The 25,071-nt window shown below is 73.9% G+C and carries 17 protein-coding genes; 6 read left to right on the top strand and 11 right to left on the bottom strand.

Annotated features, from left to right (window positions below):
* Positions 1-27: 27 nt before the first annotated feature.
* From treZ to glgX, 3 genes are all read right to left on the bottom strand, one after another.
* Complete coding sequence (treZ, locus tag ACWDBB_RS13760) at positions 28-1,761, bottom strand: malto-oligosyltrehalose trehalohydrolase (RefSeq protein ID WP_449789758.1); 1,734 nt, start codon at positions 1,759-1,761, stop codon at positions 28-30.
* Positions 1,761-4,196 (bottom strand): malto-oligosyltrehalose synthase, encoded by a 2,436-nt coding sequence (gene treY / locus ACWDBB_RS13755; protein ID WP_449789757.1) that lies wholly within the window; start codon positions 4,194-4,196, stop codon positions 1,761-1,763. Before treY ends, treZ begins: the two co-directional genes overlap by 1 nt.
* A gap of 166 nt (positions 4,197-4,362) precedes the next feature.
* Positions 4,363-6,486, bottom strand: a complete 2,124-nt coding sequence (glgX, locus tag ACWDBB_RS13750) for a glycogen debranching protein GlgX (RefSeq protein ID WP_449789756.1) — start codon at positions 6,484-6,486, stop codon at positions 4,363-4,365.
* Positions 6,487-6,965: 479 nt separating this feature from the next.
* Here glgX and ACWDBB_RS13745 point away from each other — a divergent pair, with 479 nt between their 5' ends.
* Together ACWDBB_RS13745 and ACWDBB_RS13740 are read left to right on the top strand one after the other, a co-directional pair.
* Entirely contained in the window at positions 6,966-8,156 is a 1,191-nt protein-coding gene (locus ACWDBB_RS13745) for an SAV2148 family HEPN domain-containing protein (RefSeq protein WP_449789850.1), read from the top strand.
* Positions 8,157-8,596: 440 nt separating this feature from the next.
* The gene (locus ACWDBB_RS13740; RefSeq protein ID WP_449789755.1) at positions 8,597-9,298 is read left to right on the top strand and encodes an exonuclease domain-containing protein; all 702 of its coding nucleotides are present in this window, start codon (positions 8,597-8,599) and stop codon (positions 9,296-9,298) included.
* A 133-nt stretch (positions 9,299-9,431) separates the two neighbouring features.
* Here ACWDBB_RS13740 and ACWDBB_RS13735 read toward each other — a convergent pair whose 3' ends face one another.
* The 3 genes from ACWDBB_RS13735 to ACWDBB_RS13725 all read right to left on the bottom strand — a co-directional run bounded on the left by ACWDBB_RS13735 (position 9,432) and on the right by ACWDBB_RS13725 (position 13,890).
* Positions 9,432-10,466 (bottom strand): polysaccharide deacetylase family protein, encoded by a 1,035-nt coding sequence (locus tag ACWDBB_RS13735; RefSeq protein WP_449789754.1) that lies wholly within the window; start codon positions 10,464-10,466, stop codon positions 9,432-9,434.
* Positions 10,467-10,638: 172 nt separating this feature from the next.
* Positions 10,639-11,532 carry a phosphotransferase enzyme family protein gene (locus ACWDBB_RS13730; protein ID WP_449789753.1) on the bottom strand — a complete coding sequence of 298 codons (894 nt, stop codon included), beginning with the start codon at positions 11,530-11,532 and terminating at the stop codon, positions 10,639-10,641.
* Positions 11,533-11,649: 117 nt separating this feature from the next.
* Positions 11,650-13,890: an MMPL family transporter gene (locus ACWDBB_RS13725; RefSeq protein ID WP_449789849.1), complete on the bottom strand. Its 2,241-nt coding sequence runs from the start codon at positions 13,888-13,890 to the stop codon at positions 11,650-11,652.
* A gap of 619 nt (positions 13,891-14,509) precedes the next feature.
* Between ACWDBB_RS13725 and ACWDBB_RS13720 the strand changes: the two genes are divergently transcribed.
* The 4 genes from ACWDBB_RS13720 to ACWDBB_RS13705 all read left to right on the top strand — a co-directional run bounded on the left by ACWDBB_RS13720 (position 14,510) and on the right by ACWDBB_RS13705 (position 20,127).
* Positions 14,510-16,660, top strand: a complete 2,151-nt coding sequence (locus ACWDBB_RS13720) for an MMPL family transporter (protein WP_449789752.1) — start codon at positions 14,510-14,512, stop codon at positions 16,658-16,660.
* A 296-nt stretch (positions 16,661-16,956) separates the two neighbouring features.
* Entirely contained in the window at positions 16,957-17,163 is a 207-nt protein-coding gene (locus ACWDBB_RS13715) for a cold-shock protein (RefSeq protein WP_030060364.1), read from the top strand.
* 159 nt (positions 17,164-17,322) lie between these two features.
* Positions 17,323-19,008 (top strand): DEAD/DEAH box helicase, encoded by a 1,686-nt coding sequence (locus ACWDBB_RS13710; protein WP_449789751.1) that lies wholly within the window; start codon positions 17,323-17,325, stop codon positions 19,006-19,008.
* A gap of 342 nt (positions 19,009-19,350) precedes the next feature.
* On the top strand, positions 19,351-20,127 hold the full coding sequence (locus ACWDBB_RS13705) for an RICIN domain-containing protein (RefSeq protein WP_449789750.1): 777 nt from the start codon (positions 19,351-19,353) through the stop codon (positions 20,125-20,127).
* A 44-nt stretch (positions 20,128-20,171) separates the two neighbouring features.
* On the opposite strand, the gene ACWDBB_RS13700 is transcribed toward ACWDBB_RS13705, so the two are convergent.
* The 5 genes from ACWDBB_RS13700 to ACWDBB_RS13680 all read right to left on the bottom strand — a co-directional run bounded on the left by ACWDBB_RS13700 (position 20,172) and on the right by ACWDBB_RS13680 (position 24,683).
* Positions 20,172-20,561: a DUF6463 family protein gene (locus tag ACWDBB_RS13700; RefSeq protein WP_449789749.1), complete on the bottom strand. Its 390-nt coding sequence runs from the start codon at positions 20,559-20,561 to the stop codon at positions 20,172-20,174.
* Positions 20,562-20,784: 223 nt separating this feature from the next.
* Entirely contained in the window at positions 20,785-21,519 is a 735-nt protein-coding gene (locus ACWDBB_RS13695; RefSeq protein WP_449789748.1) for a sirohydrochlorin chelatase, read from the bottom strand.
* A gap of 10 nt (positions 21,520-21,529) precedes the next feature.
* A complete protein-coding gene (locus ACWDBB_RS13690) occupies positions 21,530-22,432 on the bottom strand; it encodes an ABC transporter permease (protein WP_449789747.1) in 903 nt (300 codons plus the stop codon).
* Entirely contained in the window at positions 22,419-23,222 is an 804-nt protein-coding gene (locus ACWDBB_RS13685) for an ABC transporter ATP-binding protein (RefSeq protein WP_449789746.1), read from the bottom strand. The genes ACWDBB_RS13690 and ACWDBB_RS13685 overlap by 14 nt, the downstream gene beginning before the upstream one ends.
* Before the next feature lie 252 nt (positions 23,223-23,474).
* Complete coding sequence (locus tag ACWDBB_RS13680) at positions 23,475-24,683, bottom strand: aliphatic sulfonate ABC transporter substrate-binding protein (protein ID WP_449789745.1); 1,209 nt, start codon at positions 24,681-24,683, stop codon at positions 23,475-23,477.
* Between the last annotated feature and the right edge of the window lie 388 nt (positions 24,684-25,071).

The raw sequence follows: 25,071 nt of genomic DNA, 5'->3' as shown, positions 1-25,071 counted from the left end.
GCGGGTTCCTGCCGGAGGGGGGGACGCTCAGACGGCGACGATCGCCACCGCGTCCGCCGCCAGCCGCACCGCCGGCCCCTCCAGCGCCGCCGCCCCGAAGGCCGCCACCACCTCGCGCCCGGTGGCCCCCAGCGCCGGCGCGGCCTCGCCCGGCCCGAGGTTGACGGCGATCCGGTACGGCCCCCGGTGCACCACCAGCAGGCCCGCCGCCTCGTCGTGCGTCACCCGCACCGCGCCGAGGTCCGGGTCGGACAGTTCCGGGCGCTCGCGCCGCAGCCGGATCAACTGCCGGTACCAGGAGAGCAGTTCGGTGTGCGGGGCGCGCCGGGGCTCGGTCCAGTCGAGGACCGAGCGCAGTACGGTGGCGGGTTCCTGCGGGTCGGGGACGGCCTCGGCGGCCCAGCCGTGCTCGGCGAACTCCCGCCGCCGGCCCTGCCGGACGGCCTCGGCGAGGTCCGGGTCGGTGTGGTCGGTGAAGTACTGCCAGGGGGTGGCGGCTCCCCACTCCTCGCCCATGAAGAGCATCGGGGTGAACGGCGAGGTGAGCACCAGTGCCGCGCCGCAGGCGAGCCGGCCGGGGGAGAGGCTGGTGGAGACGCGGTCCCCGAGCGCCCGGTTGCCGACCTGGTCGTGGGTCTGGAGGTAGCCGAGCAGTCGGTGTCCGTCGCCGAGCGGGGCGAACGGGCGCCCGTGGGTGCGGCCGCGGAAGGAGGACCGGGTGCCGTCGTGGAAGAACCCCCGGGTGAGCGTCTTGGCGAGGGCGGCGAGCGGCGCGCGCGCGAAGTCCCGGTAGTAGCCCTGGGATTCGCCGGTGAGCGCGCAGTGAAGGGCGTGGTGGAAGTCGTCGCTCCACTGGGCGGTGAGCCCCTGCCCGCCGGCCTCGGGCGGGGCGGTGGTGGCCGGAGAGTTGCGGTCGGACTCGGCGATCAGGAACAGTGGCCGGTTGGTCGTGACAGCCAACTTTCGTACCTCGCTGGAGAGTTCCTCCAGAAAGTGGACCGCCCGGTGGTCCACGAGGGCGTGCACGGCGTCCAGCCGCAGCCCGTCGATCCGGTAGTCGCGCAGCCAGGCCAGCGCGCTGCCGATCAGGTAGGCGCGCACCTCGTCCGAGCCGGGCGCGTCCAGGTTGACCGCCGAGCCCCACGGGGTGTGGTGCCGGTCGGTGAAGTACGGGCCGTACGCGGGCAGGTGGTTGCCGGAGGGGCCGAGGTGGTTGTGGACGACGTCCAGCACCACCCCGAGGCCCCTGCGGTGGGCGGCGTCCACGAAGCGCTTGAGCCCGTCGGGGCCGCCGTAGGGCTCGTGGACGGCCCAGGGCGAGACCCCGTCGTAGCCCCAGCCGTGCTTGCCGGGGAACGGGCAGACCGGCATCAGCTCGACGAAGTCCACGCCCAACTCGACCAGGTGGTCCAGCCGTTCGGCGGCGGCGTCGAAGGTGCCGCGGGCGGTGAAGGTGCCCACGTGCAGTTCGTACAGCACCGCGCCGGGCAGCGGCCGGCCGCGCCGGCCCTCCTGCGACCAGCGGAACGCGGCGTGGTCCACCGCGCGGCTCGGCCCGTCCGGCCCGTGCGGCTGCCGGGCCGAGCGCGGGTCGGGCAGCGGCGGGCCGTCGTCGAGCCGGAAGGCGTAGTCACCCGCCGGAGCCTCGCCGGACCACCAGCCGTCCCGGTCCGGGCAGCGGGACAACTCGTAGGCGAAGCCGTTGACTTCGACCCGCACGCGGTCGGCCGCGTGGGGCGCCCACACCTCGTAGGCCGGCATCATCCCCTCCTCGTCAGCAGCGCCACCGGCAGGGCCGCCAGCAGCTCGGCCACCGGCACCGCGCCCGCCGGGAAGCTCCGCCCGGTCAGCTCGTCCGTCCACGGCCAGCCCGCCGGCAGCTCCAGCACGGTGTCGCGCCAGCCGCCCGCCCGCTCCAGCCCGTACGGCAGCCGGGTGACGGCGGTGACCACGTCCTCGCCCCGGGCGAAGGCCAGCAGGTGGTCACCGGCGAGGCCCACGGCGTGCAGCGGCCGGTACGGGCCGAGCGGGTGGGAGCGGCGCAGGTGCAGCGCGGTGGCGGTGAGGTGCAGCTTCTCCCGGGCGAGGTCGCCGGGGCGCGGCGCGGCCGCGTCGGTCAGCCGCACGGCGAGCGCCCCGAAGTCCACCACGCCCCGGTTGTCCGGGTCCACCAGGGTGTACAGCGGCTCCTCGCTGCCCTGGTAGAGGTCCGGCACGCCCGGCACGGTGAGGTGCAGCAGCGCGGCGGCGAGGGTGTTGGCGCGGGCGTACGGGGCGAGGGCGTGCACGGCGCCCTCGATCCTGGGCAGCAGCCCGGGGTTGCCGTGGACGGAGCGGGCGCGCTGCTCCAGGGCCCGCTCGTAGCCGGGGTCGGGGCTGGTCCAGGAGGTGTGCAGCTTGGCCTCCCGGGCGGCCTTGAGCAGAGCGGCGACCAGCCGGTCCGGGTCGATCGGCCAGGCGGCGACCAGGCTGTGCCAGAGCAGCCAGTCGGCGTCCCGGTCGAAGCCGGGGCCCGCGGCGGTGGACCACGCGGCGGCCTCGGCGGCCCAGGCGTCCGGCCGCTCGGCGAGCACGGCGAGGCGGGCCCGGGCGTCGGCGCTGCGCTTGGTGTCGTGGGTGGAGAGCACCGTCATGCTGTGCGGCCAGGTGCCCTCCAGGTAGCGGCACCAGTCGTGGAACTCCGCCGGGTGCAGCCCCGGCCGGGCGGGCTCGCCGCCGACCTCGTTGAGGCCCGGCAGGGCGTTCCAGCGGTAGAAGGCGGTGTCCTCGACGCCCTTGGCGGCCACCGCGGCGGCGGTCTGGGCGAAGCGCGCGCAGAATTCGTCCTTGTCGGCGCCGCGGCCCAGCTCGCCGAGCGCGAGCGCGGCCACCAGCCGGTCGGTCGGGTCGGCGGAGCCGTCCAGGGCCGCCCGCAGCTGCTCCACCGACGCCGTCGGCGGCGCCTCGCCGGGCCGGGCGTACGGCCGGTACGCCGGGTAGCCGGTGAGCAGCCGGCCGAGCGCCGCGCGCAGCTGCCCGGGCGCGTGGTCGGCGTGCGCGGGCTCGGCCGCGCCGATCCGCAGCGCGATCCGCACCAGCCGCTCGACCTCGGCGGCGAGCTCGCCGTCCGGCCCGGCCATGTCGGCGCGCCCGCGCCGGGCCTCGGCGATCGCGGGGTGCGGGTCGGCACAGAGGTCCCGGACCGGCCCGCCGTGCAGGAAGGACTCGTACGCCCCGGCGAGGCGGCAGGCACCCGCGTGGTCGACGAGCACGCCGTCGATCCGGCGCAGCGCGTCGTAGCCGGTGGTGCCGGCCACCGGCCAGTCCGCGGGGAGCCGCTCCTCGCCGGTGAGGATCTTCTCGACCACGACGTACGCCCCGCCGGTGGCCGCCGCCAGGCGCTCCAGGTAGCCGCGCGGGTCGGCGAGCCCGTCCGGGTGGTCGATCCGGAAGCCGTCCAGGACGCCGTCGGCGTGCAGCCCGAGGAGGACGGCGTGGGTGGCGGCGAACACCTCCGGGTCCTCGGCGCGCAGTGCGATCAGCTCGTTGACGGTGAAGAAGCGCCGGTAGTTGAGCTCGGTGCGGGCCAGCCGCCACCAGGCCAGCCGGTACCACTGGCGGGCGAGCAGCTCCGGCAGCGGCAGCTCCTCGGTGCCGGAGCGCAGCGGCAGCTCGTGCCGGTGGTAGCGCAGCACCCCGGCGTCCACGGTGAGCTGGTCCAGCACCGCGCCGAGCCGGTCGCCGAGCAGCGGCAGCAGCACCCGCCCGCGCCCGGGGGCGTCGACGGGGCCCGCCTGGGCCGTCCAGTCGATGTCGAACCAGCGCGCGTACGGCGAGTCGGGCCCGTCGCGCAGCACCTGCCACAGCGGCCGGTTGAGCCGCTCGGGGGCGGGCACGGCCATGTGGTTGGGTACCACGTCGGCGATCAGCCGCAGGCCGTGGCGGTGCGCGGCGGCGGCCAGCTCGCGCAGCGCCGGCTCCCCGCCGAGCTGCTCGCTGATCCGGGTGTGGTCGACGGTGTCGTACCCGTGGGTGGAGCCGGGGACGGCCTCCAGCAGCGGGGAGAGGTGCAGGTGGGAGACGCCGAGGGCGGCCAGGTAGGGGACGGCGGCGGTGGCGTCGCGGAGGGTGAAGCCGGGCTGGAGCTGGAGGCGGTACGACGACGAGGGGACGGCGGCGGCCGGGCGGGGCTGCGCGGGCTCGGCGGCGGGGGTCATAGCTCCATAGGTACCCGGGGGAGGGCGCCGCCAAGACCCGCTGCTGACCCGAACAGGTGACCTATCCGGCCGTCCGAACGGCCGCGCCGCTCCCGGGGAGCGGCCGGGCACCGCCTGCGAGGACCCGCTTCGAGGACCGCCTTCGGGCACCGCCTGCGCGCGCCGGCTACGCGGGCCGCTGCAGCACCATCAGCGAGCGGTCGGTCAGCCACAGGCGGTCCCCGGCCTTGACCCGCGCGCCGGTGCCGGGGGCGGGCAGCCGGGGCCGGGCGGTGTCGACCACGACCTGCCACTCCTGCCCGTGGTCGGCGGGCACGGTGAACTCCAGCGGCTCGAAGTGGGCGTTGAACATCAGCAGGAAGGAGTCGTCGACGATCCGCCCGCCGCGCCGGTCCGGCTCGGAGATCGCGTAGCCGTTGAGGAAGACGGTCAGCGACTTGGCGTGGCTGGCGCCCCAGTTGCGCTTGGTCATCTCCTCCCCCGTCGGGGTGAACCAGGCGATGTCGGTGAGGTCGTCGAAGCCGCCGGAGGCGGACACCGGCCGGCCGTGGAAGAACCGCCGCCGCCGGAACACCGGGTGGTCGCGGCGCAGCCAGATCATCCCCTGGGTGAACTCCAGCAGCCGCGCCTGCGGCCCGTCGCCCTCGGGCCAGTGCACCCAGGTGAGCTCGTTGTCCTGGCAGTAGGCGTTGTTGTTGCCCAGCTGGGTGCGGCCGAGCTCGTCGCCGTGCGAGAGCATCGGCACGCCCTGGGAGAGCATCAGGGTGGCGATGAAGTTCCGCTGCTGGCGCTCCCGCAGCTCCTCGACGGCCGGGTCGGCGCTGGGGCCCTCGACACCGCAGTTCCAGGAGCGGTTGAAGGACTCGCCGTCCCGGTTGTCCTCGCCGTTGGCCTGGTTGTGCTTCTCGTTGTACGAGACCAGGTCGCGCAGGGTGAAACCGTCGTGGCAGGTCACGAAGTTGATCGAGGCGATCGGGCGGCGGCCGTCGTCCTGGTACAGGTCGGAGGAGCCGGTGAGCCGGGAGCCGAACTCGGCGAGGGTGGCGTTCTCGCCGCGCCACAGGTCCCGCACGGTGTCCCGGTACATGCCGTTCCACTCCGTCCACAGCGGCGGGAAGTTGCCCACCTGGTAGCCGCCCTCGCCGAGGTCCCAGGGCTCGGCGATCAGCTTGGCCTGGGAGACCACCGGGTCCTGCTGGACCAGGTCGAAGAAGGAGGACAGCCGGTCCACCTCGTGGAACTGCCGGGCGAGGGTGGCGGCGAGGTCGAAGCGGAAGCCGTCCACGTGCATCTCGGTCACCCAGTAGCGCAGCGAGTCCATGATCAGCTGGAGCACGTGCGGGCTGCGCATCAGCAGGCTGTTGCCGGTGCCGGTGGTGTCCTCGTAGAAGCGCTGGTCCCGGGCGAGGCGGTAGTAGGAGACGTTGTCCAGGCCGCGCAGCGACAGCGTCGGCCCCAGGTGGTTGCCCTCGGCGGTGTGGTTGTAGACGACGTCCAGGATCACCTCGATCCCGGCCGCGTGCAGCGCCTTGACCATGGACTTGAACTCCTGCACCTGCTGGCCGCGGTCGCCGGTGGAGGAGTAGGAGGAGTGCGGGGCGAAGAAGCCGACGGTGTTGTAGCCCCAGTAGTTGGCCAGGCCGAGGTCCCGCAGCCGGTGGTCACGGACGAACTGGTGCACCGGCATCAGCTCGATCGCGGTGATGCCGAGCTTGGCCAGGTGCTCGATCACCGCCGGGTGGGCCAGGCCCGCGTACGTCCCGCGGATCTCCTCGGGGATGCCCGGGTGCAGCCGGGTGAGGCCCTTGACGTGGGCCTCGTAGATGACGGTGCGGTGGTAGTCGGTGCGCGGCGGGCGGTCGGTGCCCCAGTCGAAGTACGGGTTGATGACCACCGAGTGCATCGTGTGCGGGGCGGAGTCCAGGTCGTTGCGGCGCTCGGGGGCGCCGAAGTGGTAACCGTAGACCGACTCGTCCCAGTCGATGTGCCCGCTCATCGCCTTGGCGTACGGGTCCAGGAGCAGCTTGGCGCTGTTGTGCCGCTGCCCCAGGCCCGGGTTGTACGGACCGTGCACGCGGAAGCCGTAGCGCTGGCCGGGCTGGACGCCCGGAAGGTAGGCGTGCCGCACGAAGGCGTCCGTCTCGCGCAGTTCGACGGCCGTCTCGGAGCCGTCCTCGGCGATCAGGCACAGCTCGATCCGGTCGGCGCTCTCGGAGAACACCGCGAAGTTGGTGCCGGCCCCGTCGTAGGTGGCGCCGAGCGGGTAGGGCGTACCGGGCCAGACCTGCATGACTCCTCAACTTCCTTCCTGTCGACGGAAACTGGCACGTGATCCGAGGGCGATCCGGATCGCCTGCCCGGACCGGACGCTCTCTTCCCGGCCGGGCGGCCGGGCATGTGCGCGACCGGGCGCCGTGACGTACGGCACAGCGGCCGCGACGGGCGGCACAGCGCATACTCCCCGAGCCCGTCCCCGGCGGCCGGGACATCCGGCCCGGGTTGGGCCGAACGAGCTCCCACCGGGCATTCGTGTGAAGAATGCGCCCGGTGGTGCGGGGGAGCCCCCGGGCATCCGGCTGCGAGCGGCTCGCGCCGGGCAGTACCCTTGATCGTCCGGCCGCGTGGGCGGGCCTCCAGGAAGTCACAGGGAGTCAGCGGCCCCCGCGCCCGCGGGGGTCGGCCGCAGCAGACCAGACGAGGTGGCGCATGGTGTACCCCGCCGACGGCCCCGGCCGGGGCGCGGCCCGCAGCGAGGCACCCACGGTCGTCATGCGCCCCACCCTGACCGGCCGGGCCCTGGTGCCCGCCCAGGGCGGCCCGGTCGAGGTGCCCGCCCTGGCCTGGTCGGCCGGCGAATGGGAGGACGCCTACCAGCGGGTCCGGCTGTCCGGCCGCGCCTACGTCTGGCTCAACCTCGTCGAACAGCGGCTGCGCGCCCTGGTCGACGAGGTGCTGCACCCGATCTACGCCCCCGCCCACGGCGAGGACTGGGTCACCGCCGCCGCCGGGCCGGCCGGCGAGGAATGGGCGCACCGGGCCGGAGCCGTCCGCGAGGTCAGCCGCCGCAAGGGCTACCTCCTCGACCCGGCCGACGACGACCCGCTGGTCTTCCTCACCCTGCCCCAGCTGCGCGAACTGATGGTGCAGCACTGGCCCTGCTTCGAGCCGTACCTGGCCGACCGGCGCGAGATCGAACTGGCGCTGGACGAACTGGAAGTGGCCCGGCACGTGGTCTCCCGCAACCGGGCGCTCACCCAGACCGTGCTCGCCCAGACCGAACGGGCCGCCGCCCGGCTGCTGGCCGTGCTGGACGGCGGCGCAGGCGGGGTGCCCGCCGACGTGGTCGAGTCCCTGGTGGCCGGCCGGTACGCCGACGTCGTCGCCGTGCACGCCGACCGGGTCCGGCTCCAGCGCGACCTGCCCGTCGAGGACCTGCTGGACGGCGCCCGGCGCCTGGACGCGCTCGGCATCGGCCTCGGCATGCTCTGCCAGAACTACACCGGCAAGCGCCTGGTGCGCCTGGCCGGCGAGGGCTGCCGGGTACGGCTGCTCTTCCTCAACCCGGCGAGCAGCGCGGTGCGCCGCCGCGAACGCGAACTCGGCCTCGGACGCAGCGAGTTGTCCCGCTCCATCGAGATGAACATCATGCACGTGCGACGGGTGCGGGCCCGGCTGCGGGACCAGGGCGGCTTCGAGATCCGGGTCTTCGACGAGACCCCGCGCTTCACCGCCTACCTCGTCGAGGGCCCCCGCACCGCCGGCCAGGCCGGCGGCCGACGGCAGGGCCGCGACCTCGGCGTCGTCCAGCCCTACCTGCGCCGCGCCCGCGGCATGGAGTCCCCGGCCCTGGTGCTGCGCGGCGGCGCCGGCCAGCAGCCCGGCGGCACCGAACCCGGACTGCTGGAGGTCTACCGCGAGGAGTTCGAGGGCGTCTGGGCCGACTCCCGGCCCGTCTCCTGAGCCGCGCACCCTCGAATGAGGCGCTGGTCGGGGCGGTCGCGCCGCTGCCGGACCGCGGCCGTGAACAGCGCACCCGACTGGAACCTGCGCCCCGCCACACCCGAGGTCCCTGCGCTCTTGAGCCGGCGGTGGACGGCGAGGTACGCCGCGGCCTCCCGTTCGCCGATGTCGGCGATCCGGCCCCGGTATTCGGCCCGCACACCGTCGAGGACCCGCTCGAGTACGGCCCGGCGCAGTGGATCGGACGTGGCATCGACACCCGCCCGGACCTCGCGACGGTGACGACGCCGAGACGGCGCTCATGGTCGGCTCCATCGCCCGGGTCCGAGGAACAGCGCAGGGCGGGCGGGCCCGTGATCGGGCTCCCGGTGGGTCGGACTGTCGGTGGGGCGGGTGATGATAGGGGCTGTTTCGAGAGGCAGGACGGAAGGACACACCTGATGAGCTGGTGGCAGCAGCCACTGGTCGGCTTCGACCTGGAGACCACGGGCACCGACCCGGCCGTGGACCGCATCGTCACGGCCGCGCTCGTGGACACCGTCGGGGCCGCCCTGGTGGGCACCGCGCACTGGCTGCTCGACCCCGGGGTGCCGATACCCGCCGAGGCGGAGGCGATCCACGGGATCGGGGACGAGGTGGCGCGGAGCAAGGGCAGACCGGCGAAGGAAGCGGTGGAGGAGATAGCCGCCGCGCTGTGCGAGCGGATCGCCGACGGGCGGCCGGTGGTGGCGTTCAACGCGCCGTTCGACCTGTCGCTGCTCGACGCCGAGCTGCGCCGGCACGGGCTGGCGACGCTCGCCGAGCGCCTGGGCCGCCCCGTCGGGCCGGTGCTGGACGCGCTGGTGATCGACCGCGCCGTGGACAAGTACCGCAAGGGCTCGCGCACCCTGCAGCGGGTCTGCGAGCTGTACGGGGTGGAGCTGACGGACGCCCACGAGGCGGGCAGCGACGCGCTGGCCGCCGTCCGGGTCGCCGTCGCGCTGGCCGGCCGCTACCCGAACGAGGTCGGCGCGCTGGACCCGGCCGAGCTGCACCGGCGGCAGATCGACTGGTACCGGCAGTGGGCCGAGAGCCTCCAGGCCTGGCTGCGCCGCGGCAAGGACCCGCAGGCGGTGGTCGACCCGCGCTGGCCCGCCCGGTGACGGAGGTCCGCCCGGTACGCCGCGCCCGCCCCGCGGACCCGCCCGGCTTCCTCGCGCCCGCCGCCGAGGTCGAGCACTCGTTCGGCCCGACGGCCGCCGAGCCGGGCTTGCGCAGCGCCGGGCCCCGACGGCCTTACGCGGCCGGGAAGTCGAAGGTGTAGCCCTGGGCGACCAGCCAGGGCAGCAGCTGCTTGAGCGCGGCCACGGTCTGGCTGCGGTCGCCGCCCCCGTCGTGCATCAGGATGACGCCGCCGGGCTTGAGCTGCTTCTGCACGGCCGAGACGATCGCCGGCGTCCCCGGCCGCGCCCAGTCGCGCGGGTCGACGGACCAGCCGAGCGAGGACATCCCCAGGCTCGCGGTGATCTGCTCGTTGTCGGCGTTGAAGCCGCCGCCCGGGGCGCGGAACCAGCCGACCTCGGTGCCGGGGCCGCCCGCCTGGACGATCATGTCCCGGGCGGCGGTGACCTCGTGCACGGCCTGGTCGTGCGGGAGCTTCGCGAACGGCTGCGGGTGGTGGACGCTGTGGTCGCAGAGCCGGTGCCCGGCGGCCAGGACGCGCTTGACCATGGCCGGGTTGGCGGCGGCGTTCTGGCCGATCTCGCAGAAGGTGGCCTTGACGTGGTACTGGGCCAGCAGGTCGAGGATCTGACCGGTGGCCGGGCCGGGGCCGTCGTCGAAGGTGAGTGCCACGGTGCGGCCGCCGGAGGCGGTGGAGCCGATCACGGTGCCCGCCCCGGTGTGCGGGGGCGGCGCGGCGGGCGAGGACGGGTCGGCGGCCGGTGCGGTCGGGGTGGCGGCCGGCGTGGCGGGCGCGGTGGACACCGGGGAGCCCGTGGCCGCGGGCGGGTTCGGCTTCGCCGGCGCCGACGGGGCGGAGGCGGGCGCGGAGGCGGGCGCGGAGGGGGCCGCGGGGGAGACCGGCGGCGCGGCGTCCGAGCCGGGTGCCGGCGCGATGGTGGTCGCCGCCGTCCCGCTCGGCCGGGCGGCGTCCGGGGACGGCGTCCCGGCCGCGGTCGCGCTCGGCGCCGCCTGGGGCGCCCTGCCGGCCGTCCCGCACGCGGCCAGCCCCAGGGCGGCGGCCACCGCCACACAGCCCGCCAGCAGCCGGCGCCGGGAGCGGGACGGTCGGGTCGGGGCGAAGGGGCGGCGGCGGGCGGTCCGGTGCATGGCGGCGGCTCCTGAGGTGCGAGTACGGTGCCGATCTCTCGGGTCAGGACGACTGTCCGACAGGACGCCGATCGTACGTTCCTCGGTTGCGGACCGGACCGGACCGCCGTAAGAGTCTTCTCACACCCGCCCCGGTGGCAGAGCCGCCCCGCCACGGGTAACGGGAGGGCCGTCAGAACGGGTACCAGCGCACCTCCGCGGCCCCGTCCCGCAGCGAGTCCACCCGGCGCCGGAACTCCTTCAGCGCGGCCGGGTTGCTGGCCGCCTGCTGCGCCACCCAGGAGGCGCTGGCGGTCTCCCGGGCGCCGCGCAGCACCGAGAAGCCGGGCCACTCGCGCACGTCCCACCCGTACGCCTCGGTGAACGCCCGGTACTCCTCGGCGGGTACGCCGTACCGGTCCTGGCTGAGCGCGAGGACCACCAGGTCGTGCTCGCGCAGGTCGTTCGCCATGAACTCCAGGTCGAGCAGCACCGGGCCTTCGGGGCCGATGTGGACGTTGCGCGGCAGCGCGTCGCCGTGGATCACCCCGGGGTGCAGCTGCGGGACGAGGTCCGGCAGGGCGGCCTCGAAGGCCTCCCGGCGGTGGCGCAGGAAGGCGACGTCCGCCGGGTCGACGTGGCCCTCGGCGGAGGCCAGCCAGCGTTCGACCGGGGCCAGCAGGTCGCGCCGGCCGAGCGTGAAGGGCGGCAGCGGCAGCCGGTGCAGGGCGCGCAGCAGCGGGGCGAGGTCGACCGGGCGGGCGGGCCGGACGGCGGGCGCGAGCCGGTGCCAGAAGGTGACCGGGTGGCCGTCGGCGAGCTGCGGCTCGGGCGCCACCGCGTCGTACGGGCGGACCACCGGCACGTCCTGCCCGGCCAGCCAGTGGGCGAGGGCCAGCTCGCGGTGTGCCCGGTCGTACAGCTCGGGGCCGCGGCCGACCTTGGCGACCACGGCCGGGACGCCGAGGTCGAAGACGGCGTTCTCGCCGAGCGCGAGCAGCGTGGCCCCGTCGGGGGCGGCCAGGCCGGCCGACTCGCAGGCCTGGGCGAGCAGCAGCCGGGCGCGGCCCTCGTCGAAGGGGATCATGACTGGTTCCGTTCCGCCGACGTTCGTCCGGAGGATCCCGGACGGTGATCATCATGACGCACGGACGCCGGGCCCCGCGCGTTGCGGGACCCGGCGTCGGGGCGTTCCGGCGGGGGCTCAGACCCCGGCCCGGCGGTGGCGCGCCCCCTCCGTGGCGGCGGCGGCCGGCCGGGCGGGCGGCGCGGCCCCGTCGGCGCCGAGCGGCGGGACGGACTCGCCGTGCGAGAGGTCCGGCAGCCAGTGCAGCCAGCGCGGCAGGTACCAGTTGCGCTCGCCCAGCAGCGTCATCACCGAGGGCAGCAGCACCGCGCGGATCACCGTGGCGTCGATCAGCACCGCGACCGCCAGGCCCACGCCCATCTGCTTCATCACCTGCATGGACAGCGAGCCGAAGACCGAGAACACCCCCACCATGATCACCGCGGCGCTGGTGACCACCCCGGCCGTGGAGCGGATGCCGTGGGCGACGGCGGCCCGGGTCGGCAGGCCGCGGTCACGGCCCTCCTTGATCCGGGAGACCACGAACACGTGGTAGTCCATCGAGAGCCCGAAGAGGATCACGAAGAGGAACAGCGGCACCCAGGACTCCACCGCGCCGACCCCGGCGGTGCCCAGCAGCGAGGCGCCCATGCCGTGCTGGAAGACCAGCGTCAGCACCCCGTACGCGGCGCCCACCGAGAGCAGGTTGAGCACCACGGCGGTGGCCGCGACGACCGGGGAGCGGAACGAGGTGAGCATCAGCAGGAAGGCGAAGGCGACGACGAAGCCGAAGACCAGCGGCATCGAGCCGGTCATCTTCCGGTTGAAGTCGTACGAGGCGGCGGTCTGGCCGGTGACCGGCGCCTCGGTGCCGGGCACCTTGAGCACGGTGGCGGGCAGCAGGTCCTCGCGCAGGCTCTTCAGGGCGTCGTTGCTGGTGGTGTCGTTGCCGCTGCCGTTGAGCGGGATGTTGACGACGGCCACGTTCCGGTCGGCGTGCACGGCGACCTCCACCGGGCCGTGCATCCGCCCGCCGGCCAGCGCCCTGGCCTGGAGCTCGGCGATCGCGGCGGTCATCGCGGGGGAGTCGATGTCGGAGGCCCTGATCACCACGGTGGCGGGGGCGGGGCTGCCGGGGAAGGCGGCCTCGATCTTCTGCGAGGCGGCGACCAGGGCGTTGCCCCTGGGCAACTGCTGCTGGAAGGTCAGCTTGGCGGTGTGCATGGTGAGCAGCGGCGCGGCCAGGGCCAGCAGGAAGGCGCAGGCGAGCACGGTGGCCGCCAGCGGGCGGCGCAGCACCGGGGTCAGCACCGCGTTCCAGAACCGTCCGCCGTCCTGTCCGGTGTCCGGGCGGCGCAGCTTGGCGAGGAACGGCACCCGGCCCTTCTCGACCCGGTCGCCGAGCAGCGACAGCAGCGCGGGCAGCACGGTGAGCGAGCCGAGCACGGCGGTGATCACGACCACGATGGTGGCGAAGGCCATCGCCTTGAAGGTGGAGATCCCGGTGAGGAACATGCCGGCCATGGCGACGACCACGGTGATGCCGGAGACCAGCACCGCCCGGCCGCTGGTGGCGGCCGCCACGGCCAGCGCGGTGGCGGCGTCGCGTCCGGCGGCCCGCTCCTCGCGTTCGCGGCGCAGGTAGAACAGGCAGTAGTCGACGCCGACGGCGAGGCCGACCAGCAGCATCACCGAGCTGGCGTCGCCGCTGGTGTGCAGGAACCCGCTGCCGAGTGCGACCAGCCCGGCGGCGGCGATGAAGGCGGTGAGCGCCAGCACCACCGGCAGCACGGCGGCGACCAGCGCGCCGAAGGCGACCAGCAGGATGCCGAGGGCGAGCGGCACGGCCGTCCACTCGGCGCGGGCGAAGTCGTTCGTGAGCTGGTCCTGCACCCACTTGCCGGAGCTGGCGTCGCCGAGCTGGACCACGGTCAGGTCGGGGTTGCGCTTCTGCACGCCGGCCACCGCGTCCAGCACCGGCTGGACGTGGTCCACGGCCTCGGTGGCGTCACCCTTGAGGGTCAGCGTCACCAGCGCGGAGTGGCCGTCCGCGGAGACCGCCTTGGTGTCGTACGGCGAGTGGACCTCAGCGGCCTCGCCGGTGCCGTTGACGGCGGCGATCACCTGGGCGACGACGGCGCGGAACTCCGGGTCGTCGGCGCCGCGGGTGGCGCTCTGGACCAGCACGGTCTCGCCGGCCGGGCTCTTCAGGCCGGCCTCGTCGAGGATCCGCGCGGCCCGGGAGACCTGCCCGGGGACCTGCTCGGCTTCGGTGATCTTCGTGCTGCCGTGCAGGCCGCCGAGGACGGCGGTCAGGACGACGAACAGCAACCAGCCGAACACGGCCGTCCTGCGGTGCCGGGCGCTCCAGGCGCCCATCGCCGCCGCCAGGCCGAGTCTGGGCTTCACGGGCTTCACGGTGGTTCTTCCCCCCTGGGAGATTCGGCGGTCGTCGCCGGACGGGAGCGGCGGCGGCCCCGGGTCGCGGGAGCCGCCGATCGCGGTGCGCCGACTGCGGTCCGGCGTCCCGATCGACAGTAGGGAAGCGGGGGTTGACGGTTAATCCGGCTGGCGGGTGGCCTCGTCCTGGTGCTCTCCTCGGGGGCCCGGGTGGGGTTTTCCCTACCCCCGGACCCCGAGATCTCCTCCTGAGGGGTAGGGGATCCACCTCCACCCTGAGGGGGAGAAGTCTCCACCCGCAGTACGAGGTCAACGGGCCCGCGTCCGGGAGAGACTGGGCCGGGGCCGCTTCGTGGCGGCCCGACGGGGGTTGAAGCACACGGGGGCTCCTTGCCGGGCGGCAAGCAAGTGCTCGTAGGATGATGCCCCAGATCTACTTACCTGCCGACCGGCAAGGGAGCGTCTTGCGGGCGTTCCCGAGTCGGCCTTGCCGTCGCCCCGAAACCCGTCCCCCGAGGGCTGCGGTGAACCATGCCCAGGAGGCATCACGAGCATGTTCCACCGACTAGGACAATTCGTCGTTCGCCGTGCGTGGTGGGTGATCGCCGCATGGGTCGTCGCGATGATCGCCATCGTCGCGACGGCGCCGAAGGTCACCTCGCAGACGGACGAGTCCGCGTTCCTGCCCAAGCACTACGAGTCCATCCAGGCGGCGCAGCTCCAGGCAGAGGCCTTCCCGTCGAGCTTCACGCCCTCCGCGCTGCTGCTCTTCGAGCGCAACGACGGCCAGGCCCTGAACGAGACCGACCAGGCCTCGATGGACAAGGTCGTCAAGGGCCTCACCGACGCGCACATCCCCGCCGTCGAGACGATCCTGCCGGTCGACCCCAAGAACTCGAAGTCCAAGGACGGCAAGTACGCGCTGTCCATGGTCGCCATCGACAAGAACAAGATGCAGAGCACGGAGTTCACCGAGGCCGCGAAGAAGCTTCGCAGCGAGGGCTCCAAGCTCGCCGACGGCTCCGGACTGAAGTTCCAGGTCGGCGGTCAGGCCGCCAGCAGCCTGGACCAGCAGGACGCCTCCGGCGCCACCGACGCCATCGTCATGTTCGGCAGCCTGCTGCTGGTCATCCTGATCGTCGGCATCATCTTCCGCAGCATCCTGGCCGGCATCCTGCCGGTCATACTCTCGCTGGCCATCGCGATGCCGGTGGCCAACGGCCTGATCGCCGACGCGATCAAGATGTTCGACCTCAAGTCCTCCCCGATGACCTCGGCGATCCTGATCATCGTGGTCCTGGGCGTCGGCACCGACTACTTCCTCTTCCTGGCGTTCCGCTACCGCGAGCGGCTGCGCCTGGGCGAGGACCGCAAGACGGCCGTCGCCAACGCCGTCGGCCGGGTCGGCGAGGCGATCGCCTCCGCCGCCGGTGCCGTCGCCGTCGCCTTCGCCGTCCTGGTCCTCTCCAGCCTGGGCATGTTCACCGCGCTCGGCCCGGCACTGGCCATCGCGGTCATCGCGACCGCCCTGGTCTCGCTGACCCTGGCCCCCGCCGTGCTCGCCGTCATCCCGTCCAAGGGCGTGTTCTGGCCGGGCAAGAAGTGGATGCAGGAGCCGTCGAACGCCCGCTTCGCCGCGCTGGGCCGGATGACCGGCAAGAAGCCCGGCCTGGTCGCCCTGGTCTCCGGCGCCATCCTGGTGGTGCTGGCCCTGGCCGGCATCAACTACAACGGCACCTACGACCTGGCCGGCAGCTCCATGCCCAAGGGCAAGGAGTCGATGGTCGTCCAGGACAAGCTGATGACCGCGTTCTCGGCCGGCGCCGCCGACCCGAGCCACGTCTACCTGACCAGCACCGACGGCGCCAAGCTCAGCGACTCGGCGATCAAGGACTTCGCCGGCAAGATCCAGGGCGTCCCCGGGGTCGCCACGGTCGTCGCGCCGTCCGCCGAGGCCAAGACGGTCAACGCCGAGGGCACCACCGGCGACTTCACCGTCCTGCTCAAGGACGCGCCGGCCTCCAACCAGGCCATCGACACCATCGAGAAGGTCCGGGACACCGCCCACGCGTCGGCCCCGGCCGGCAGCAAGGCCCTGGTCGGCGGCATCACCTCGGTGTACAAGGACATCAACACCGCGATGGTGCACGACTACACGCTGGTCTTCCCGATCGCGGCCGTGCTCATCATGCTCATCCTGGGCCTCCAGCTGCGCAGCGTGGTCGCCCCCTGGTACCTGATGGCCTCCGTCGGCCTCGGCTTCGGTGCGACCCTCGGCGCCACCACCCTGCTGTTCCAGAACGTCAAGGGCGAGCCCGGCCTGATGTTCATGCTGCCGATCTTCATCTACCTCTTCGTGGTGGCGATCGGCACCGACTACAACATCCTGATCATCGCCCGCCTCCGCGAGGAGGCCCGTGAGGGCCGCAATCCGCGCGACGCGGCCCGCGAGGCCGTCAAGCACGGCGGCCCGACCGTCGCGGCGGCCGGTTTCATCCTGGCGGCGTCCTTCGCGACCTTCATGCTCGCGGGCAACGTGCTCTTCATGGAGCTCGGCTTCTCGCTGGCCTTCGGCATCGTGCTGGCGGCCTTCGTGATGGCGATGTTCTTCACACCGGCGATCACCGCGCTGCTCGGCCACCGCGCCTGGTGGCCCGGCCACGCGGACAGCCCCGGCCACGGCCACGGCCAGGGCCCGGCCCCGCTGGCCGACGCCCACGGCGTGCCGGAACCGGCCGGTCGGCACTGACCCGGACGGGTCGGTACTGGCAGGCGGCGTCCCGCTTCGGCGGGGCGCCGCCTGCCCCTTTCCCCGGGCCGCCAAACGTGATCTCCCGGGCAGAAAATCCCCGGTCAACCCCGGTTCCACCGTGCTACAGTCGAGGCAGTTGCAGTTTTGGTTCCCATGAACGTGGTGTGCGCCTGCTGGTTCCAACCGCCAGGCGCATTTGTTTTGTCCGGTGTTTCAGTCTCCGGATGGGGATCGCGGCTACTTGGGGATCCACGAGGTGTGGGTCCCTGATGCCCCAGTTAGAGGAGACGGTTATGGCTACCGGCACCGTGAAGTGGTTCAACAGCGAAAAGGGCTTCGGCTTCATCGAGCAGGATGGTGGCGGCGCCGACGTGTTCGCCCACTACTCGAACATCCAGGCTCAGGGCTTCCGTGAGCTGTTCGAGGGCCAGAAGGTCGAGTTCGACGTCACCCAGGGCCAGAAGGGCCCGCAGGCCGAGAACATCCAGATCATCGGCTGACGTCGGCTCCCACGCTGACTCGCGATCATCGCGAAGCGGGGCCCGCACCCATGGTGCGGGCCCCCGCTCATGCCGCCGTACGGCCGGGGCGGCGCACTTTCCCTTCCGACGGCCGACCCAGCCCGCCGACCGGGCTGTAGACCGACGGACGGAGAACCCGTGACCAACCCTGCCCGCCCGCCGCGCGACCGCGGCCCCCGCAACTCCGACCAGGCCCGCCGCACCGCCGGCACCGCCTCCGGCGACGGCCGGCGCAAGCCGCGCAGCCGCGCCGGCGCCCCCCGGCAGAACCGCCCCGCCGCCACCCCCGAGGCCACCGACTTCACCGTGGTCCAGGGCACCCCGGCCCGGCCCCCGGCGGCGTCCTTCGCCGAGCTGGAACTGCCCAAGGCGATCCTCTCCGCGCTCACCCGCCAGGGCGTCACCGAGCCCTTCCCGATCCAGGCCGCCACGCTGCCCGACTCGATCGCCGGGCGCGACGTGCTCGGCCGCGGCCGCACCGGCTCCGGCAAGACCCTGGCCTTCGGCCTGCCGCTGCTCGCCCGTACCGCCGGGCGCCGCGCCGACCCCCGGCACCCGCTGGCGCTCGTCCTGGTGCCCACCCGCGAGCTGGCCCAGCAGGTCACCGAGGCGCTCACCCCGTACGCCACCGCCGTCAACCTGCGGATCACCACCGTCGTCGGCGGCATGTCGATCGGGCGGCAGGCCAACGCGGTGCGCCGCGGCACCGAGGTGCTGGTGGCCACCCCCGGCCGGCTGGACGACCTGATCGGGCGCGGTGACGTCAAGCTCTCCGACGTCGAGATCACGGTCCTCGACGAGGCCGACCAGATGGCCGACATGGGCTTCCTGCCGCAGGTCAGCAAGCTGCTGGAGCAGGTCGCCGAGGGCGGGCAGCGGATGCTGTTCTCCGCCACCCTGGACCGCAACGTCGACCGGCTGGTCAAGCGCTTCCTGACCGACCCGGTCACCCACTCCGTCGACCCCTCGGCCGGCGCGGTCACCACCATGGACCACCACGTCCTCCAGCTGGAGCCCGCCGACAAGGCCTCCGCCACCGCGCACATCGCCTCCCGCGACGGCCGCGTCATCATGTTCGTGCACACCAAGCACGGCGCCGACCGGCTGGCCAAGCAGCTGCTCGCCAACGGCGTGAAGGCCGCCGCCCTGCACGGCGGCAAGTCCCAGCCGCAGCGCAACCGGGTCCTCGACCAGTTCCGGGACAGCCACGTCACCGCGCTGATCGCCACCAACGTCGCCGCCCGCGGCATCCACATCGACGGCCTGGACCTGGTCGTCAACGTCGACCCGCCGGTCGACCACAAGGACTACCTGCACCGCGGCGGCCGCACCGCCCGTGCCGGCGAGTCCGGGACGGTCGTCACCCTGGTGCTGCCCGAGCAGCGCCGCGAGGTCAACCGGCTGATGACGGTGGCCGGCATCCGCCCGACCATCACCAAGATCCGCCCGGGCGACGCCGACCTGGCCCGGATCACCGGCGCCCGCACGCCCAGCGGCGTCCCGGTGACGCTGGCCGTGCCGGTCCCCGCGGACCAGGCCGCCTCCGGCGCCGCGGCCCAGGCCGGCGCCGACAAGCCCGCCGGGGCCAAGTCCGGCTCTCCGCGCCGCCGCTCCGGCAAGCGCTCCGGGCTGCCCACCGACGTCGACATGAACGGCAACCCGCGCCGCCCCCGCCCCAAGCAGCGCATGGGCGGCGCCGCCCAGGGCGAGCGCCCGCAGGCGGCCGGCTTCATCGGCCGCTCCTCGGGCCGCGCCAAGCCCGGCAGCGGCTCCAAGTCCGGCTCCAACTACGGCACCGGCCGCCAGCGCCGCAAGGCCGACTGACGGCCGTCCGACCCGTACCGAACGGGCCCCGCCCCTCCCCACGACAGGAGGCGTGCGGGGCCCGTTCGGCTTTCCGGGCCTGTTTCGGTTCTGCGGGGCCCGTCCGGCTCTCCGGGCCCGTTCGGTTGTCCGGCGACGGGGGGCGAACAGGCCCGGCGAAACTGCCGCTCGGAGCGACGGCCCTGATCAGGGCGCCCATGCCCGGCAGCTGCCGGTGACCTGCCGGTTGACGGCCGACCGCGCACCCCCGAGTCTTTCACGCGGCCCACACATCCGACGCACCGTCACCACGGTCGCGCCGACGGTGGGTCGACGTGATCCCACGACCCGGAAGGACCTTCCATGCGCCGTATCGCAGCCGTGTTCGCCACCGCCCTGCTGGCCGGAGCTGCCGCACTCACCGCGCCGGCCGCCGACGCCGCCGAGCGGGCCACCCAGGGCTCCCAGAGTTCTCAGAGTTCTCAGACCGCTGCGGGCGCCAACGCCCTGGCCGCCGCGAGCTGTTCCGTCGGCAGAAGCGGCAACGGCTTCGTCGGCACCTGCTCGGGCATGGACCCGAACCAGACCTGGCGCGTCGCCGGCAGCTGCCAGAGCATCGGCGCCAACGGGTTCCCCGTCTTCTCGGCGGCGTTCGGTGCCTGGGCCGCCGGCAACGGCACCGCCACCGCGGTGTGCATGTGGCCGGCGATGCCGACCTCCGGCTGGATCGTCTCCGGCCCCGCCGTCCCGGCGGGCCCGACCGGCCAGATCTCCGGCTACGCGAGCAAGTGCGTGGACGTGCGCGGCGGCATCAACTCCAACGGCACCCCGGTCCAGATCTGGGACTGCCTCGGCAACGCCAACCAACAGTGGAAGATCGGCACCGACGGCACCATCCGTGCCTTCGGCAAGTGCCTGGACGTCTCCGGTGGCAACACCGGCAACGCCACCCTGGTGCAGATCTACGACTGCAACGGCACCGGCGCCCAGCAGTGGCAGGCCCGCGGTGACGGCTCCCTGCTCAACCCGCAGTCCGGCCGCTGCCTGGACGACCTCGGCTTCTCCACCACCAACGGCAACCAGCTGGGCATCTGGGACTGCAACGGCGCCGACAACCAGAAGTGGAACCTCCCGGTCTGACGATCCCGGTAGGCCCGTACGTTCCGTCGCCCGGTTGGACGGACTCAGTGGCGGCCCGGTTTCCGGGCCGCCACCAGGGCCAGCACACCGATCACCAGCAGCATCCAGCCGCCGTTGCCGGGAAAGCAGACGACGCACACCGGCAGGCCGACCGCGATCAGCGACCAGCCGATCAGGGCGGGCAGTTCACCGGTGGCCCGGAGGCTGCGGCGGGCCAGCAGGCCGAGCACCACCACGGCCGCCCCGCCCAGCGTGAACCCGATCGCGGCAGCGGGGGACGCGCGCCCGGCCGCACCGGGCTCGACCACCGCGGCCAGCACCCCGTCCCGCACGATCGCGCCCCACGCGTAGGGCCGCCACAGCCCGAACACCAGGTGCAGCACCGCCGTGCCGATGACCAGCCCCGGTATCCAGCGGGCCAGGCCCCTGGTCATGATGCCCTCCCCGCGCCGCACCGAATGCTTCGTACCCCGCCGTATGCTACGGCCGCCGCACCAGGGCCCGCCGCGCCGCCCGCGGCCCCGCGAGCCCCCGCGCGCCGTCACCCGGGGGAGCGACAGTGCCTTGAGTCACGCAATGCGTTTGCATCACGCTGCTGCTCGCGCATAGTGAGATCTACTGGACTGGTACTGCCAGCACCGCGAGGCCTCGTGAGGCTCAGGCGGTGAGGGCCGGGGCGGCCTGCGCCGTCCGCAGGGCCTGGGCGTGGCGTTCCAGGAGCAGTGCGGCCACCTCGGGGCACGCGCCGAGGACGCCGGCCAGGACGTCCGCCCCGGCGGCCCCGGCGGCGGCCGCGATGCGGTCCGGCAGCAGCCCCGGGGCCAGCAGGTACGGGGCGACGGCGGTGCGCCCGGCGCCGCCGGCGCGCAGGGCGGCGAGCGCGTCGGGGACGCGCGGGCCCGCCGCGGAGGCGTAGGCGACCTCGACGCCGGCCCAGCCGCGGGTGCGCCGCCACTCGGCGGCGACCGCGCGGGTCGCCGCGTCGGCGGCCGGATCGGAGGAGCCGGCCGCCGCCAGCACGACCCCGGTACGGGCCCGCACCGCCGGCGAGCCGACCGCCAGACCGGCCTCGGCCAGCCGCCGGTCCAGGGCCGCGAGCAGCAGCGGCGAGGGGCCGAGGACGTCCGCGACCGGCAGCCGGGAGCCGGCGGCACGCAGCGCGGCCGGGATGTCGTGCTTGGCGTGGAACGCCCGGTTCAGCAGCAGCGGCACCGCCACCGCGTCCGCCAGCCGTCCCACCACCTGCGGGATCCGTGGCGCGCAGTGGTCAAGGTAGGCGGTGGCGACCTCGACGTCGGGCCGCCGTGCCCGCACCTCCTCCACGAGCGCGGCCACCGTCGCGGCGTGGCGCGGGTCGCGGCTGCCGTGGGCGATCAGGAGGAGGGCGGGCATCAGCGGTGCCTCACTTGCTCGCGGCCAGCAGCCCGCGGTTGCGCAGCACCCGGCGCTCGACCGGGGTGAACACCAGCAGCTCGATGGCGATGCCGACGAAGAGGATGAGGATGATGCCGAGCAGGACGCCCGACATGTCGGAGAACTCTCGCTGGTCCTCCAGGAAGCGGCCGAGTCCCCGGCCCAGGTCGGGCGAGGACGCGACGAGTTCGGCGGCCATCAGGGAGCGCCAGGAGAACGCCCACCCCTGCTTGAGGCCGGCCAGGTAGCCGGGCAGGGCCGCGGGGATGAGGACGTGGCGCGCCCCGGCGAGGCCGGTGGCGCCGAGGGTGCGTCCGGCCCGCAGGAACAGCGGCGGCACCTGGTCGATGCCGGCCACCAGCCCGTTGGCGATCGACGGGACGGCACCCAGCAGGATCACCGCGTACATCATCGAGTCGTTGATGCCGAGCCAGATGACGGCCGCGGGCACCCAGGCCACCGAAGGCAGCGACTGCAGGCCCTGCAGGACCGGCCCGATCGCGGTGCGCACCGGCCGGACCCGGGCGACGACCAGCCCGATCGGGGTGCCGATGACCACGGCGAGCAGGAAGCCGGACAGGCCCCGCCAGACGCTGGTCCAGATGATCGAGAACAGGGTGCCCTGGTACCAGAGATCCTGGGCGGAGCGCCACACGTCCGCCGGGCTCGGCAGCTTGTACGAGGACGTGAGCTGCAGGCTGTACGCCCCCTGCCACAGCGCGAGCACCACGAGGACGCCGATCAGCGGCGGCAGGGCCTTGCTGCGCAGCGCCTCGCCGAGGGATCCGCGCTGGGTGGTGACGGCGTCGAGGGCGTCGAGGCCCGCACCGACGTCGGCGGTGTCGCTCGCGCTCCCGGTGTGCTTGGCGAGCGCGGTGTCAGTGCTGGCCATGGCGGCGGATCTCCCCACGCAGTTCTTCGGTGATCTCGATGGACAGGTCGGCGACGCCGGCGGACTCGATGCGGCGCGGCTGCGGCAGGTCGATGTGCCACTCGCGGGCGACCCGGCCGGGGCGGGAGGAGAGCAGGACGACCCGCTGGGCGAGGCGGACGGCCTCGCGGACGTTGTGGGTGACGAAGAGGACGGACAGCTGCCGTTCGGCCCAGATGCGGGTGATCTCGTCGTGGAGGACGTCGCGGGTGATGGCGTCGAGGGCTGCGAAGGGCTCGTCCATGAGCAGCACCTGGCTGCCCTGGGCGAGGGCGCGGGCCATGGCGACGCGCTGGCGCATGCCGCCGGACAGCTCGTGCACGCGCTTGCCGTACGCACCGGCGAGGCGGACGAGTTCGAGGAGGCGCTCGGCCTCCGTGCGGCGCTCGGGGCGGGGGACGCCGGCCAGCTTGAGGGCGAGTTCGATGTTCCGGCCGGCGGTGAGCCAGGGGAACAGGGCGTGTTCCTGGAACATCAGCGCGGGGCGGCCGCCGGGCACCTCGATGGTGCCGGCGCTGGGCCGGTCGAGGCCGGCGACCAGGTTGAGCAGGGTGGACTTTCCGCAGCCGGAGGCGCCGAGCAGGGTGACGAACTCGCCGGGGGCGACGTCGAGGGTGATGTCGTCCAGGACGTGGGTCCGGGCGCCGGGGCGGCCGAAGGACTTGTGCACGTGCGAGATCCGGACGGCGGGCGCGCCGCCGGGGGCGTCGGCGCCGGGGGCGTCCGCCGAGGTGGTCAGTGCCGGAGTCATCCGGGCACCTCCTGCGTGAGTGGTCATGGGGTCCTCCGGGCGGGAGGGAGAGGTCTGGGCCGGGGCCCGGGCCCCGCCCGTCCCGGTGGGCATCGATCGGGGATCGACCGGGCGGGCGGGGGCCGGACCGCGGAGTCGGGACGGGCGGCGGCGCCGGGGCGAACGGCGGCGCCGCGGTGAACGGCGGTGCCCCGGTGAACGGTGGCGCCCCGGTGAACGGTGGCGCTGGGGCGAACGGCTGTGCCGCGTAGGCTACTTGGCGCCGAGTCCGGCGTCCGCGACGGCCGGCCGGCCCTGGGCGGCGAGCACCTTGTTCAGCAGGGTGAGGTCGTAGATGCCGTTCAGGTTGGGCTTCTTCAGGAGCCCGGCGGTGACGGCGTGGTCGGCCTCGGCCTGGAGGGTGTTCGCCAGCGGGTCGTCCAGGAAGTCGATGTCGGCCCAGGCCGGGTCGAGGACGGCGGGCTCCAGGGAGTTGCCGGCCTCCTTCCTGATCGCCTCGTTGGCGTCGGCCTTGGCCTTGTCGGAGTCGGCCTTGATGAAGGCGTTGGTCTTCACCGAGCCGCGCAGCACGGCCTCCACCACGTCCGGGTGCTCCTTGAGGAACTTCTGCGAGACGATGATGTTGGTGATCACGAACTGCTTGTCCGGCCAGACGTCCTTCTCGTTGAGCAGGACCTTCGCGCCGAGCGTGACCAGCTTGGAGGCGGTGGGCTCGGGCACCCAGGCGCCGTCGATGGAGCCGGACTTGTAGGCGTCGGGGGTGACCTTGTTGTCGGTGCGCACCACCGAGACGTCACCGGCGCCGGAGGCCGCGTCGACCTTGTAGCCCTTGCCCGCGAGGTAGTTGAGCAGGGCGACGTCCTGGGTGTTGCCGAGCTGGGGCGTGGCGATCTTCTTGCCCCTGAGGTCGTCCAGGGAGGCGATCCGGTCCGGGTTGGCGACCAGCTTGACGCCGCCGGAGGCGGAACCGCCGATGATCTTCAGGGACTTGCCGTCGGACTTGGTGTAGCCGTTGATCGCGGGGGAGGGGCCGATCCAGCCGATGTCGATGGAGCCGGCGTTCAGGGCCTCGATCTCGGCGGGTCCGGCGTTGAAGACCTGGGTCTTGACCTGGGTGGAGCCGAGCTCCTTCTGGAAAATGCCTTCCTGGAGGCCGACCAGCGGGGTGCCGTGGGTGAGGTTGGCGAAGTAGCCGATCCTCACCGTGTCCGCGGACAGCTTCGCGCCGGAATCCCCGGCGGTGGCCGCCGTGCCGGCCTTGGTGTCGGAGGACTTGCCGTCGGCCTGCGAGCCGTAGCCGCAGGCGGACAGCAGGGCCACCGCGGTCAGGCCGGCCGCGGCCGCGGCGGCGGGCCGTCTGATCCGCCCGGCGCGGGGGCGGGGGCGGCTATGGGCGGACGGGCCGTGGGCGGACGGGCTGTGCGGGGGCGTGCCGTGTGAGGGTGCCGGGTTCGGTGCCATGGTGAGTCCTGTTCGCGGACGGACCGTCAGGAGGCGGTCTCGGGCCAAAGGTGCGGAAGATGGTGCGCGCGGCAGCGGTGTGCCGGGGCAGGCCGGGCGGCCGTGGGGGAGGGCAGCCCGGTGACAGGGCGAACTCAGCCCTGTCGGCCCGCACATCGGGTCAGGCCGCCCTGGCCGCTGCCGAGGACGCCGCTGCCGATGCGGCCGCCTTCCTTGTCCATGCCCGAGAACGCCTCGCTGGGCATCAGACCCAGTCCTCCTCGTCGGGTGTGCCGGTGGTCGGTGCGGTGTCGAAGGCCTCGCCCGCCATGCCGGCGGTGAGGGTGGTGCCGTCGGCCGGGTCGATGAGCAGGAACGATCCGGTGCGGCGGTTGTCGGTGTAGCTGTC

The sequence above is a fragment of the Kitasatospora sp. NPDC001095 genome (assembly GCF_053598615.1).
Note: the sequence above shows the minus strand (reverse complement) of the source record. Positions and strands in the feature narration are given on the sequence as shown.